This is a genomic window from Nocardia sp. CC201C (genome assembly GCF_030010695.1).
Classification (GTDB): Bacteria; Actinomycetota; Actinomycetes; order Mycobacteriales; family Mycobacteriaceae; genus Nocardia; species Nocardia otitidiscaviarum.
This window is the reverse complement of sequence record NZ_JASCXP010000180.1, coordinates 1-14,025: the sequence shown is the minus strand read 5'-3', so window position 1 is coordinate 14,025 and position 14,025 is coordinate 1. Positions and strand designations below refer to the sequence as shown.

At 67.3% G+C, this 14,025-nt stretch carries 13 protein-coding genes and 1 pseudogene; 9 read left to right on the top strand and 5 right to left on the bottom strand.

Features of this window, described 5'->3' with window-relative positions; all coding sequences use genetic code 11:
* Positions 1-106: 106 nt before the first annotated feature.
* The 6 genes from QK444_RS19490 (at position 107) to ugpC (ending at position 7,237) form a co-directional block, all read left to right on the top strand.
* Positions 107-1,516 (top strand): cytochrome P450, encoded by a 1,410-nt coding sequence (locus tag QK444_RS19490; protein ID WP_282782315.1) that lies wholly within the window; start codon positions 107-109, stop codon positions 1,514-1,516.
* 278 nt (positions 1,517-1,794) lie between these two features.
* Entirely contained in the window at positions 1,795-2,700 is a 906-nt protein-coding gene (locus tag QK444_RS19485; RefSeq protein WP_282782312.1) for an Ig-like domain-containing protein, read from the top strand.
* Positions 2,701-2,995: 295 nt separating this feature from the next.
* The gene (locus tag QK444_RS19480) at positions 2,996-3,922 is read left to right on the top strand and encodes a sugar ABC transporter permease (RefSeq protein ID WP_282782310.1); all 927 of its coding nucleotides are present in this window, start codon (positions 2,996-2,998) and stop codon (positions 3,920-3,922) included.
* Positions 3,919-4,782, top strand: coding sequence for a carbohydrate ABC transporter permease (locus tag QK444_RS19475; protein WP_282782308.1), 864 nt, complete (start codon positions 3,919-3,921; stop codon positions 4,780-4,782). Before QK444_RS19480 ends, QK444_RS19475 begins: the two co-directional genes overlap by 4 nt.
* Positions 4,783-4,816: 34 nt before the next feature.
* On the top strand, positions 4,817-6,124 hold the full coding sequence (locus tag QK444_RS19470) for an ABC transporter substrate-binding protein (RefSeq protein ID WP_282782317.1): 1,308 nt from the start codon (positions 4,817-4,819) through the stop codon (positions 6,122-6,124).
* Positions 6,125-6,154: 30 nt separating this feature from the next.
* Entirely contained in the window at positions 6,155-7,237 is a 1,083-nt protein-coding gene (ugpC, locus tag QK444_RS19465; protein WP_282782306.1) for a sn-glycerol-3-phosphate ABC transporter ATP-binding protein UgpC, read from the top strand.
* An 8-nt stretch (positions 7,238-7,245) separates the two neighbouring features.
* Here the strand turns inward: ugpC and QK444_RS19460 are convergent, their stop codons facing one another.
* The 3 genes from QK444_RS19460 to QK444_RS19450 all read right to left on the bottom strand — a co-directional run bounded on the left by QK444_RS19460 (position 7,246) and on the right by QK444_RS19450 (position 10,628).
* On the bottom strand, positions 7,246-9,225 hold the full coding sequence (locus QK444_RS19460) for a M13 family metallopeptidase (RefSeq protein WP_282782304.1): 1,980 nt from the start codon (positions 9,223-9,225) through the stop codon (positions 7,246-7,248).
* 130 nt (positions 9,226-9,355) lie between these two features.
* Positions 9,356-9,745: a DUF397 domain-containing protein gene (locus QK444_RS19455; protein WP_282782302.1), complete on the bottom strand. Its 390-nt coding sequence runs from the start codon at positions 9,743-9,745 to the stop codon at positions 9,356-9,358.
* A gap of 28 nt (positions 9,746-9,773) precedes the next feature.
* A complete protein-coding gene (locus QK444_RS19450; protein ID WP_282782301.1) occupies positions 9,774-10,628 on the bottom strand; it encodes a helix-turn-helix transcriptional regulator in 855 nt (284 codons plus the stop codon).
* A gap of 118 nt (positions 10,629-10,746) precedes the next feature.
* Between QK444_RS19450 and QK444_RS19445 the strand changes: the two genes are divergently transcribed.
* Positions 10,747-11,232: a hypothetical protein gene (locus QK444_RS19445; protein WP_282782299.1), complete on the top strand. Its 486-nt coding sequence runs from the start codon at positions 10,747-10,749 to the stop codon at positions 11,230-11,232.
* A gap of 3 nt (positions 11,233-11,235) precedes the next feature.
* Here QK444_RS19445 and QK444_RS19440 read toward each other — a convergent pair whose 3' ends face one another.
* Entirely contained in the window at positions 11,236-11,730 is a 495-nt protein-coding gene (locus QK444_RS19440; protein WP_282782298.1) for a DUF4190 domain-containing protein, read from the bottom strand.
* Positions 11,731-11,841: 111 nt separating this feature from the next.
* Complete coding sequence (locus QK444_RS19435; RefSeq protein WP_282782295.1) at positions 11,842-12,633, bottom strand: pirin-like bicupin family protein; 792 nt, start codon at positions 12,631-12,633, stop codon at positions 11,842-11,844.
* Positions 12,634-12,889: 256 nt separating this feature from the next.
* Between QK444_RS19435 and QK444_RS19430 the strand changes: the two genes are divergently transcribed.
* Together QK444_RS19430 and QK444_RS19425 are read left to right on the top strand one after the other, a co-directional pair.
* Positions 12,890-13,360, top strand: a complete 471-nt coding sequence (locus QK444_RS19430) for an NUDIX domain-containing protein (protein ID WP_039808078.1) — start codon at positions 12,890-12,892, stop codon at positions 13,358-13,360.
* 74 nt (positions 13,361-13,434) lie between these two features.
* Positions 13,435-14,025, top strand: a pseudogene (locus tag QK444_RS19425) (hypothetical protein); the annotation flags it as partial.

Genomic DNA, 14,025 nt, shown 5'->3' with positions numbered 1-14,025 from the left:
CACTCGGTAATCGGGCGCGGCCGGGCGGATGTGAACACCGCGGCGGGAACATGCCCGGCGTGGTCCGGATTCGAACCCGCGCGGGGCCGACAACGTAGTGGAGGACATGAGCGCTGGAGCCGGGACCCGAGGGACCCCGTCGGTCGCACCGTTGCGGGGGCCGCGGCCGGTGCTGTGGCACGCGCTGCGGGCCGGTATGGACTTCGAGGGGTACTTCCGGTGGCGGCGCGGCCGCGACGGAGATCCGTTCGTGGTGGGGTTTCCCGGCTTCGGGACGGCACTGTTCACCGGGACGGCGGCGGGGGCGCGGGAGCTGTTCCGGGCCCCCGCGGACTCGGTCGAACCGCCGCTGCCGAATCCGATCGAGCCGATGGTGGGGACGGGCTCCCTGATATTGACGGCGGGTGCGCGACACCGGCGGGATCGCACCATGCTCGCGCCCGCCTTCCACGGCAGCCGAATTCGCGCCTGGGGCACCGTCATCCAGGATGCGACGGTGGCGGAGCTGACCGGCGAGCGCACCGGTGCGCCATGGCGGGCGGGTGCCCGGGTGGATGCGCGGGCGGCCGCGCGCGCCATCACCCTGCGGGTGGTGCTGGCCGCCGCCCTGGGCGTGCACGATGCTCGCGCGCGCGGTGAATATACGAGCGCGACAACGGAATTCCTGAATGCCTACGGCGGGCCGCTGATGCTGCTGCCCGCGCTGCGGCGCGGCGCGTTCGGTCTGTCGCCGTGGGATCGGTTCATCGCCGCGCGCGAGCGGCTCGACGCCCTGATCGACACCGAGATCGCCGCTCGCCCCGTCGATGCGCCGGGCACGGACGTGCTCGGCACGATTCTCGCCGCCCGGTGCGCGGACGGCGGCCGCCTCGGTGCGGCCGAGGTGCGTGATCAGGTGCGCACCCTGCTGGTGGCCGGGCACGAGACCACGGCGACCGTCCTGGTGTGGGCGCTGTACCGACTGCACCGGCATCCGCCCGTCCTGGCGCGGCTGCGGGCCGAACTGGCCGCACATGCCGGGGCCGAACCCGCCGAGCTGGCGCGGCTGCCGTACTTGGACGCGGTGTGCCAGGAGACGCTGCGACTGCATCCTCCGGTGCCGATCGTGCTGCGCCGATTGCGGGCGGGGTACACGCTGCGCGGCCGGGAACTGGCGGCGGGCGACACCATGGGTCTGGCGGTGCCGCTGCTGCACTCCGATCCCCAGGTGTGGGAGCGACCGGAGCGGTTCCGGCCCGAGCGGTTCCTGGAACGGCGGTACGGCCCGTTCGAGTTCGCGCCCTTCGGGGGCGGGCATCGACGCTGCATCGGCGCCGCGCTGGCGGATTACGAACTGCGCATCGTGCTCGCGACACTGCTGAGCCGGGTGCGGCTGCGGCTGTCGCCGCGGTTCGGCACGGGCCGTGTCCCCATCTCGGTGCCGCACAATATCGCCACCGGCCCGCGGGCGGCCATCACCTTCGATGTGCTCGAATCCGACGGCGATATCGGTGATTTCGATCACACGGAGGTTTGAGATCACATCGGTGGGGTTCGCGCCCGCCACCCGGGACGTGACGGCGAATCGCCGGGGCGAACAGCGTGTCGCCTCACGGTGAGTCGCCCACCATCGTGAGCGTGCCGCGCTTCACACCAGTTGGTCGGTATGCATAACCGCCAGAACGTGATTGGAATGCCGGTGATCGCACGGTAGGAATGAATGCGGGGTTGGGGCCTGCCGCGAGATACCTGCTCGCGCTCTGCGCGCGTGGCGCACATCCGCGCGCGAACCGAAAGACCGGAGAGGACACCGCCTTGCGCACGACCACGTACCGGAGAACGGGACTGCTTGCCCTCGCCGCCACCGCGGCCGCCGGACTGGTGCTCGCCGCCCCCGCACAGGCCGCCCCGCTGTGGCCGGGCGGACCCGACATCCCGGGCGTTCCCTCGGCCGTCATGCCGCAGCCGGAACCCGGTGACACCCCGAACTCACCCAATGCCAAGGCTCCGGTGCCGCCGGCCAACTTCGCCGCGCCGAACATCAGCCCCGGCGACGGTGAGGTGGTGGGCGTCGCCCAGCCGATCATCATCAACTTCAAGGAACCGGTCACCGATCACGAGACCGCCGAGAAGGCCATCCGCATCACCTCCACCAACAAGGTGAGCGGCCACTTCTACTGGTTCGGCGACAAGCAGGTGCGGTGGCGGCCCGAGTCGTTCTGGCCCGCCGGTTCGCGGATCACCGTGGAGGCGGGCGGCACCCACGTCGCCTACGAGATCGGTGACGAGTTCATCGCCACCGCCGACGACAGCACCCACGAGATCACCGTGACCCGCAACGGCGAGGTGGTGCGGGTGATGCCGACCTCGATGGGCAAGCCGGGGCATGAGACCCCGAACGGGACCTACATCACCAGCGAGCGCAATCGCAAGATGATCATGGATTCCTCCACCTACGGGGTGCCGGTCACCGATCCGGAGGGCTACAAGCTCGAGGTCGAGTACGCGGTGCGCATGTCCAACAGCGGCATCTTCGTGCACTCCGCCCCGTGGTCGGTGGCGCAGCAGGGCGTATCGAACGCCTCGCACGGCTGCCTGAACGTCAGCCCCGCCGATGCCAAGTGGTACTTCGAGAACGTGCAGAAGGGCGACCCGGTCATCGTGGTGAACACCCAGGGCGGCACCCTCAACGCGGGCGACGGCTACGGAGACTGGAACTAGCTCCGAGCCCCGCCGCACCACAAGCCTTCTCGTGCGCCCTGCCCCCGACGGGCAGGGCGCACAGTCGCATGCGGGCGGGTTCGCCACCGGGCCACAGCCCCCATTGATACCGGGCCACAGCCCGCATTGATCGAATACGCGGACGGAACATACTGGGCGGCCGTACGATTCGCGCATGCGTGCGGTGCGGAGAGATCTGGATCACATTCCGGCCGAACCGCGCTCGCGCCGACATTTCAGATTCCGGGCATCGGGTGGTAACCGCTCGTTTGCCCGCAGCCGTCAGGCTGCGCCGGTGCGATCGAGGCCCGAGCGAGTACTGCCGCAACCGAAGGTCCGCGGCTGGCGGGGTCGGCCGTGGTCGGACTACGCGCTGTTCGTCGTGCTGGTCGCGCCGAATCTGATCCTGCTGTCGGTCTTCGTGTATCGGCCGCTGCTGGACAATATCCGGCTGTCCTTCTTCGACTGGAACATCTCCGACACCGCCGCCACCTTCATCGGTTTCGACAACTACCGGGAGTGGTGGGGACGCGCCGATTCGTGGGAGGTGGTCACCAATACGGTGATCTTCACCCTCGCCGCGGTGGTCGGCAGCATGGCCCTCGGCCTGGCGCTGGCACTGCTGCTGGACCGGAAGCTGTTCGGCCGCAATGTGGTCCGCTCCGCAGTGTTCGCGCCGTTCGTCATCTCCGGCGCGGCCATCGGCGTCGCCTTCCAGTTCGTCTTCGATCCGGGATTCGGCCTGGTGCAGGACATCCTGCGCAAGGTCGGGCTGCCGGTGCCCGACTTCTACCAGGACCCGAACTGGGCCCTGTTCATGGTGACCGTCACCTACCTGTGGAAGAACCTGGGCTACACCTTCGTCATCTATCTGGCGGCGCTGCAAGGGGTTCGGCAGGATCTCATGGAGGCCGCCGAGATCGACGGTGCGAGCCGCCGGACCACTTTCACCCGCGTGCTCATGCCGCAGCTGCGGCCCACCACCTTCTTCCTGTCCATCACCGTGCTGCTCAACTCGCTGCAGGTGTTCGACATCATCTACACGATGACCCGCGGCGGGCCGCTGGGCACCGGCACCACCACCATGGTGGTCCAGGTCTACCGCGAATCCTTCGTCAACTTCCGTGCCGGATACGGCGCGACCGTGGCCACCATCATGTTCGTGGTGCTGCTGATCGTGACGCTGGTCCAGGTGCGCATCATGGATCGGGACGAGCGATGAAGCGGCTCGGCAGCACAGGGCGGGCCATCGACAGAGCGCGGTGGGCAACGATTTTCGGCTATTGCGCCATGGCGTGCGTGCTGATCGTCATCGGGGTGCCGCTGCTGTGGATTCTGATCACCTCGTTCAAGGACCGCGGCGATATCTACGTGCAACCCGCCGTGTACTGGCCGACCACCTGGCATCCGGAGAACTACTCCTACGCCACCACCACGCTGCCCTTCTGGACCTTCCTGAAGAACTCGATCATCGTGACCGCCGTGGTGTCGGCGGTGAAGTTCGCGCTCGGCGTCTTCAGCGCGTACGGGCTGGTGTTCCTGCGCTTCCCGGGCAAGAACGTGGTCTTCCTGGTGATCATCGCGGCGCTCATGGTGCCCAACCAGATCACCGTCATCTCCAACTACGCGCTGGTCTCCCAGCTGGGTTGGCGAAACACCCTGACCGGCATCATGGTTCCGCTGTTCGGAGTCGCCTTCGGCACCTTCCTCATGCGCAACCACTTCCTGTCGCTGCCCGGCGAGATCATCGAGGCGGCACGCATGGACGGCGCGGGCTGGTGGCGGCTGCTGACCCGAGTGGTGCTGCCCATGTCCGGGCCGACCATGGTGGCCTTCGCGGTGATCACACTGGTCAACGAGTGGAACGAATACCTGTGGCCGTTCCTCATGGCCGACGGTCCCGAGGTGGCCACGCTGCCGGTGGGCCTCACGCTGCTGCAGAACACCGAGAACCCCAGCGTCACCAACTGGGGTCCGGTCATGGCCGGAACGGTCATGACCATGCTGCCGATCCTCGTCATCTTCCTCGCCCTGCAACGTCACATGATCAAGGGCCTCACCTCCGGTGCGGTCAAAGGCTGAGTTCCACAAGGAGATTCCCGTGTCCGATCCACGTTTGCCGTCCCTGTCGCGGCGCGGCTTCCTCGGCCTGGCCGGTGCCACCGCGGCCGGTCTCGCCCTGACCGCGTGTGCGGGCACCGGAGGCGGCGGCTCCCAGGGCGGTGACCCCAACCAGCTCACCTTCTGGTCCAACCACCCGGGCACCTCCAAGGATCTGGAGGCCGATCTGATCGGCCGCTTCCAGCAGCAGTTCCCGGAGATCACCGTGAACCTGGTCGACGCGGGCAAGAACTACGAGGAGGTGTCGCAGAAGTTCAATGCGGCGCTGTCCGGCGGTGAACTGCCCGATATCGTGGTGCTTTCCGATGTCTGGTGGTTCAACTACGCCCTGAACGGCACCATCGAACCGCTGGACCACCTCTTCGCCGACGCCGGGGTGGACTCCTCGGACTACGTCACCTCGCTGCTCGAGGACTACAGGTTCGACGGCAAGTACTGGGCGCTGCCGTACGCCCGCTCGACCCCGCTGTTCTATTACAACAAGGACGTCTGGGCGCAGGCCGGACTGCCGGACCGGGGCCCGGAGACCTGGCAGGAGTTCGACGAGTGGGGTCCGAAGCTCCAGGAGGTCGTCGGTGAGGGCAAGCTCGCGCACGGCTGGGGCAATGCCACCGACTATCTCGCGTGGACCTTCCAGGGGCCGAACTGGACCTTCGGCGGTGCGTACTCCGACGAGTGGCAGCTCACCTTCAACGAACCGGATTCGCTGACCGCCGGAAACTTCCTGCGCGACATGATCTACGCCAAGAAGTACGCGGGGGTCCGCAAGCAGATCGCTCCCGACTTCAGCGCGGGTCTGATCGCCTCCACGCTGGCCTCCACCGGCAGCCTGAGCAGCATCGTCAAGGACTCGAAGTTCGAGCTGGGCACGGCGTTCCTGCCGCATCCGAACGGCCCCGGCTGCACCACCGGCGGTGCGGGGCTGGCGATTCCGTCGCGCATCTCCGATGAGCGGAAGGTGAACGCGCTCAAGTTCATCAACTTCCTCACCGGCACCGAGGGCACGGTCGCCTTCTCTCAGGGCACCGGATACATGCCGGTGCGCAAGTCCGCCCTCGCGGATCCGAGCGAGCAGCGGTACCTGGCGCAGAACCCGCACGCCAAGACCGCGATCGACCAGCTGCCGCTGACCAGGTCGCAGGATTACGCACGGGTGTTCCTGCCCGGCGCCGACCAGATCATCGGCGCGGGTTTCGAGAAGATCTGCCTGCAGAACGCCGACGTCACCACCACCTACGCCGACGTCACCAACCAGCTGCAAGCCATCCTCGACCGGCAGATCCTGCCGAAACTGCCCAAGTAACACTCTCTTTCGGAAGAAGGTCCGGCCACTATGGCGACTGTGCGGTTCGACGGTGTGAGCCACCGGTACCCGGGAGCACCCCACCCGGCGGTCGAGGAATTGGTACTCGATATCGCCGACGGGGAATTCCTGGTGCTGGTGGGGCCGTCCGGCTGTGGGAAATCCACCAGTCTGCGCATGCTGGCCGGACTCGAATCCGTGGAGAGCGGGCGGATTCTCATCGGCGACCGGGATGTGACGGCACTGCCGCCGCGTGCCCGCGATGTCGCCATGGTGTTCCAGAGCTACGCGCTCTACCCGAATATGACCGTGGCCGAGAACATGGGCTTCGCACTGCGCAATGCGGGAATGAGCAAGGCAGACACCAGGGCTCGGGTGGCGGAGGCCGCGGCCATGCTGGAGCTGGAACCGCTGCTGGACCGCAAGCCCGCGCGGCTGTCCGGCGGTCAGCGCCAGCGCGTCGCCATGGGGCGCGCCATCGTGCGGCGGCCCCAGGTGTTCTGCATGGACGAGCCGCTGTCCAATCTGGACGCCAAGCTGCGGGTGAGCACCCGCTCCCAGATCGCCGCGCTGCAACAGCGTTTGGGCACCACGACCGTGTACGTCACCCACGACCAGGTCGAGGCCATGACCATGGGGCACCGGGTGGCGGTGCTGCGTGACGGCGTCCTGCAGCAGGTGGCCGCACCGCGCGAACTGTACGACGATCCGGTCAACACCTTCGTGGCCGGATTCATCGGCTCACCGGGGATGAATCTGCTCACCGCGCCGATTCGTGACGGCCACGCGGTGCTGAACGGACTCTCGATCCCGGTGCCGCGCAAGGCGATCACCGGTAAGCGGATCGTGGTGGGTATCCGGCCCGAGTCCTGGGAGGTCACCACCGATCCGGCCAACGCGTTGGCCGTGGAGGTGGAACTGCTCGAGGAACTCGGCGCCGAATCCTTCCTCTACTCCCACGGCGTCACCGACGAATGGTCCAGCCGCTCGGGCAAGGTCGTGGCGCGGGTGGACCGCCACTTCCAGGTGACCCTGGGTGACCGCCTCCGGCTGACGCCGAAGCCGGACGAGGTGTTCTTCTTCGACGCCGAGACCGAGGCGCGTCTGCGCTAGGACCGGGCTTACCAGATCTTCACGCGCTGTGCGGGTTCCAGGTAGAGGGCATCGCCCGGCTCGACGCCGAAGGCTTCGTGGAAGCTGTCGAGATTGCGGATGACGCCATTGCAGCGGAACTCCGGCGGCGAATGCGGATCCACCGCGAGGCGGCGGATCGCCTCCTCGGGGCGCGCCTTGGTGCGCCACACCTGCGCCCAGCCGAAAAACACCCGCTGCAACCCGGTGAGCCCGTCGATGACCGGCGGCTCCGTGCCCTCGAGCGAAATCTTGTACGCCTCCAGGGCGATCGAGAGACCACCCAGATCGCCGATGTTCTCGCCGATGGTGAACTCGCCGTTGACCTTGTGCTCGTCGGAGAGGTCCTTGGGGGAGAGGGCGTTGTACTGGTCGATCAACGCCTTGGTGCGCTTGCCGAATTCGGTGCGATCCGATTCGGTCCACCAGTCGACCATATTGCCGTCGCCGTCGTACTTGGAACCCTGATCGTCGAAGCCGTGGCCGATCTCGTGGCCGATGACCGCGCCGATGCCGCCGTAGTTGGCGGCGTCGTCGGCGTTCATGTCGAAGAACGGCGGCTGGAGAATGGCCGCCGGGAAGACGATCTCGTTCATGCCCGGGTTGTAGTAGGCGTTCACGGTTTGCGGGGTCATGAACCATTCGCCGCGGTCCACCGGGCCACCGAGCTTGTTCAGGTCGCGGTCGTGTTCGGCGGCGTAGCCGCGGCGGAAGTTGCCCACCAGGTCGGTCGGGTCGATGGCGACGGCCGAGTAGTCACGCCAGGTGTCCGGATAACCGATCTTGGGGGTGAACTTCTCCAGCTTGGCCAGCGCGGCCTCGCGGGTCTCGGGACTCATCCAGTCCAGCTGGGCGATATTGCGGCGGTACGCCTCCTGGAGGTTGCCGACCAACTCCACCATGCGGGCCTTGGCCTCGGGCGGGAAGTGCTCGGCCACATAGAGTTTGCCGACCGCCTCGCCCAGCAGCTCCTGCACCAGCGAGACGCCGCGCTTCCAGCGCTCGCGGTTCTCCTGCGCGCCGGTGAGGGTGCGGCCGTAGAAATCGAAGCTCTCCTCGACCAGATCGGCGGTCAGGTAGGCGGCACGGCCCTTCAGCACCCGCCAGGTCGCCCACGCCTGCCAGTCGGCCAGCGGCTCGGAGGCCCACAGCCGGGCGAAGGTGCGCACGAAATCCGGCTGGCGCACCACGATTTCGGCGAACAGTTCCGGGCCCGAGCGGTCCAGGCCCTCGGCCAGCGCGGACGTCCATGCCGCCCAGTCGAATTCCGGATGCTCGGCGGCGAGGGCGTCGAAGGTGGTGAGGTTGTAGGACAGTTCGGCATCGCGGCGGCGCACCACATCCCAGTGCCCGGCGGCCAGCTTCCGCTCCAGCTCGAACACCCTGTCGGCGTCGACCTCCAGGCCCGCCAGCTCGAACATGCGGCGGATATGGGCGACATACTTGTCGCGGATCTCCGCGTATTCGTCCTGGCGGTAGTAGGACTCGTCGGGCAGGCCGATCCCGGACTGGGTGGCGTGCACCAGGTAGCGGGTCGAATCCTTGTCGTCGGTGTCGACGTAGTACGCCAGCGCGCCACCCACTCCGGTGCGCTGCAGTCGACCGAGCAGGGCCGCGAACTCACCTCGGTCGGTGACCGCGCGCACGGCCTCGAGTTCCTCGGCGATCGGGGTCAGTCCCGCGGCGGCCACGGCCGTCTCGTCCATGAACGACGAGTACAGGTCGCCGATCTTGCGCTCCTCGGTGCCCGGTTCGGCATTCGAGGCCGCGGCGTTCTGGATGATCCGCTGCACATCCAGCTCGGCCTGGTCGTAGAGGGTGCGGAAGGCGCCGTCCACCGCCCGGTCGGCCGGTATCTCGTAACTGTCCAGCCATTGGCCGTTGACATGTGCGAACAGGTCGTCCTGCACCCGCACGCTCGCGTCGACATGGGAAAGATCGATACCGGAGGGAGCCTGCTGCGTAGTCACGATCTCCAGTATGCTCGTCCGCCTCTCCGCGTATTCAGCGCACGGCTTGAGAGCCGCCTTCCGTCATGCATGCGTGCCTGCGTCGGGAGCCGACGCGATTGCGGACGTACCCGGTGAGTTACCCCGGTCGCTACGAAATCAGTTGTCGGGTTGGCACACGATCGAACTCGTGGTCTTGGGCTCCGGCGGTGAATGCCGCCCATTCGCCGGGGGTGTAGACGAGGGTGATCTCGCCGTCGGTGAGGGTGGTCGAGCCGTCCGCAGCGGTGTGGTGGGTGAGGGTCGAGGGAGCGGACGGCCGACCGGTCACCGCGGCGAGGAAGCGCATCCATTCGGTCGCGGTGACGGTGATGATGGGCTCGTCGGCGAGGCGGTGCGCCGGATCGCGGCGGTACTTGCTGTCACGAATGAGCACCGCAGCACCGTCGAAACGGACCTCGACGCATTGATTGCCGTTGTTGGTTCGAGACGATGTGAACCATCCGGTGGATTCCGGATGAAGCCTCGCTGTGGTGGACATGGGCTGCATTTTACGGTACGAAATGCTCTCATTCCCCTTTCGCATAAATTCTGATCATCTCCAAAGATTCTGCGCGATCGAGAGATTGGTCGAGTGCACGCACATAGGCGAACGACAGATCCCGCACCTGGTCGGGATCGTCCACCGCACCTCCGAACACCGCGCTCTCGACCCAGCCGAAAGTGGGCAGGGCCGCGGCGGTGAAATCGAGCAGATGGAAACTCGAGCCGCCCAGCACCGCACCCGCCGTTGCGGTGAACGGAATGACCCGCACGGTCACCGCGTCACTGTCGTCCAGCAGCCGGGCCAGATGTTCGAGCTGGCCGCGCAGCACCTTCGGACCGCCGATCTGCTGACGCAGCGTTGCCTCGCCGACCACCGCGGTGACCTCCGGCCGGTCGTCATCGAACAACCGCTGCTGGCGGCGCATCCGCACGGCAACCAGCTGTTCCACCTGCACCGGACGAATCATGACGTCGGCGCTGATCAGGGCCCGGGCGTACTCCTCGGTTTGCAGCAGGCCCGGAATCACCAGGCTGTCGTAGCTGCGGATGGCCTCCGCGCCGTACTCCATGCCGTAGTAGCGCTGCAGTTCGGTGCCGATCAGGGCCGAGGACTTGGCCCACCAGCCGCGCTCCTTGCTGGCGGCCAGCAAGGCCAGCAGTTCCTCGCGTTCCTCACCCTCCACCTCGAGCAGCTCCAGTACCGGGCCGATGGTATTGACGGTGAGGACGCGGCGGCCCTTCTCCACGTGGGACCAGTTGGCCGGGGTGAAGCCGACCCGCTTGGCGAAGGTGGCGGAATCGAACCCGTGCTGCTCGCGTAGTTCCCGCAGACGCAGGACCAGTTCCCAGCGGGCGACGGTCGGAGAGACGGGTGCCATGACTGCCGATGCTACGCCTGGCAACTCCCCAGCGTGTGACTATTGTCATTTCGATTGCCGGGGGTTACGGTCTGATAACCCATCCCGACGAGTGGTCCGCACCGAGACGAGTTCGCCCATGAGCACGCTCGACCCCACCTTCCATACGGACACCCAGGACGCCTTCGCCCGCTGCCGGGGCTATCGCGCCGAGCACGGTCTCTACGGCGTCGTCGACCCCGGCCTGGGCCGGATCATGCTGGAGGTCGGCGCGGTCGGAGCCGTCACCATGCCCGCCGAGCTGGGGCATCGTGTCCGCGCTCGACTGCGCGCCCGCTGCGGGCCGGTCATCGCGCATCCGCGCTCGGCCCGCTGGACCTTCCTCACCGGCCCCACCGACAACTCGTATCTGGATATGACGCTGGTGGCCGACCTGTTCCGGGACTGCGCGAGCGTGGCGCTGCCCGGCAGCCGCATCGTACTGCCCTCACCCGCCGACGAGCGCGGCGGCTACCGCCGCTGGATCTGTCCGCCGGAAGGGGACTTCCGGCCCGAACTGGCGGAGGTGCTCGACGCGATGCGGGCCTGCCGCATCACCCACACCGACCGCGAGGGTTCGGCCTGACCGTCAGCGGGTCGGCTCCGGGGTGATGGTGATGCCGAACCGGTCGTCGAGATTCTGCTCGAAGTCCCGCTGGCACTGCTCGATCTTGGCCTGATCATTGCCCGCGGCATTCATGCAGTCGAGGAAGTTGTCGAAGCCCGCCTCCTTGGCGACGCCCCAGAAGAACAGACCCACGACCAGGGAGACAACCACGCCGATCAGGCCGAGGACGATACCGGTGACGGCCATTCCGGTGCCGCCGGACTTCTTGCTCAGCAGGGCGATGAGGCCGAAGATCACGGCCAACGGGCCGAAGAGGAAACCGAGCAGGATGAAACCCGTCGGAATGGCGATGATGCCGAGCACCAGCGCGGTAATGGCCAGGCCCTTGCCCTTCGAGGGCTCCTGCCAGTACTGCTGGCCGGGCTGCTCGGGATAGCCGGGCTGGGGCTGATAGCCGCCCGGCGGCGGATAGTCACCAGGGGGCGGGTATTGGCCGGGCGGCGGATACTGCGACATGGTGGCATCCTTCCATCGGTGCTCGCTCCCGGTATCGCGCGGCCGCGCGGAAACCGTTAACGCAGGTGACGCACACCGCCCATGGTATTGGCGCGACCGCGCCGACGACGGTTACTGCCCGCCGAGCCGCGCGTGCATTTCCCAGACCAGCACCTCAGCGGGCATATTCGCGGTGATGCGCTGACCGCCGCTGCGTGTCATGCGCACGGCGTCACCCTCGTAGAGGGTGCCGACGCCCTCCACCTCCACCTCGCCCCGCGCCACGAAGACATGCAGGTACGGGGCCTCCGGGAGACGCACCTCGGTGCTCGGTTCGGCCACCGTGCCGGGTTCGGTCATCCGCGCGACATGCAGCGCGGAATGACTGCTGGCGATGGCGATGGCGGTGCGGTCGCGGTAGCACGGCAGTCCGGAGGCCACGGTCACCAGGCCGCCGCCCGCCAATTCGTCGTCGATCTCCAACTGCTGATAGCCCGGTTCGATGCCGGGTTCGTCGGGCACCACCCACATCTGGACGAAGTGCACCGGCTCCTCGTGTTCGGCGGCATTGCTGATCCGCCACGCATCGTTCTTCTCCGAATGCAGGATGCCGGTCCCCGCACTCATGCGCTGGGCCAGGCCGGGATAGATGACGCCGGCGTGACCGAGCGAATCCTGATGCACCAGGCTACCGCTCAACACCCAGGTCACGATCTCCATATCCCGGTGCGGGTGGGTGTCGAAACCCTCGCCGGGCAGCACGATGTCCTCGTTGTTGACCAGGAGCAGGCCGTGGTGGGTGTTGTCCGGATCGTAGTGTTCGCCGAAGGAGAAGGAATGCTTCGAATCCAGCCACGCCACACGCGTTTTCATGCGGTCGCCGCCCCGATGGACATCGATGTGTGGTGTCGTGAGCGTGGACACCGCCGTCTCCTCTCACCGGCGAGCACCGATCGACTTCCAGGGTAGAAGCCCGTTCGGAACCCCTGCCTGAATTCCCGGTAAATTCTATCGTGCGGGCAGCAATCATCCGCACGGCCCCGACCAGGCATTACCGAACGGCGCATCCGGCCAGCGAATTGTCGCCCGGCGGGCGCGCCGGAAAGCCGCCCGCCGTGCCGCGCCGGGGCGGCGACCGTAACATGATGTGCCGCAAGCAGAACCGGAGGGAGGGGGACGGATGAGACCTGAGGTACTCGCGGGTATCGAACGCGAACTCCGGCAGCAGGCGGGCAGCGAGGGCATCACCCATTTCGTGGTCGGCGTCGCTGTGTTCCGCAATGGCAAACTACTGGTCGTACGGCGTGTCGCCGATGACTGGCACGGTGGAATGTATGAACTGCCGGGCGGCGGCGTGGAATCCGGGGAAACGTTCGCCGAATGCGTGGAACGCGAACTTTTCGAGGAAACCGGACTTCGCCTGGTACGAATCACCGACGTACTCGGCGGATTCGACTACGCCACCCGCACGAAATCCCGCGTCCGCAAATACAGCTTCGTGGTGGAAGCCGAATACGGTGAGATCGCACTCGATCCGAGCGAACACGATCAATACCAGTGGGTCGACGCCGACGGACTGGACAACCTGCCGATGGCCCCCGATATGCGCGCCGCCGTCTACGCCCTCGTGACCACGCATCCCGCCCGGTGAACGTCCCGGCAACGGGGCGAGGATTCGGATCGGGGCAGGGTTTCGGCGCACTCGCGCGCACGGTCCGCGCGGCGCTGCGCGGCAACCCGGGGGTACTGCGACTGGCGGTCGTCCGACTGGCCGGTCCGTTCGGCGACGGCATGTTCCAGGCGGCGCTGTCGGGGGCGATCCTGTTCAATCCGGAACGGCAGACCGATCCGGCGGATATCGCTGCCGGATTCGCGGCCCTGCTGCTGCCGTACTCGATCATCGGCCCCTATGCGGGCGCGCTGCTGGACCGCTGGGACCGGCGCACCGTCCTGCTGCTGGCCAATGTGCTGCGGGCCGGGCTGATCGCGGTGACGGCCGCGCTGCTGGCGGGCGGGATCGCCGCCACGCCGCTGCTGCTGTTCGCGCTCGCCGTGGTCGGCATCGGGCGGTTCGTGGGCGCGGGCTGCGCGGCGGCGCTGCCCAAGGTGCTGGAACAGCGCTGGCTGGTGCCGATGAACTCGATCATGGCGACGACAGCGGCCGGCTGCGCCATCGTGGGCGCGAGTCTCGGCTTCGGGGTCATCGGACTGATCGGGCCGGGTGACACCGGATCGGCGGTCGCGGTCGCGGGCAGTGCCGTCGGATCGGTGCTCGGCGTCGCCGCGGCGGCCGGATTCCGGGGCCGAATACTCGGA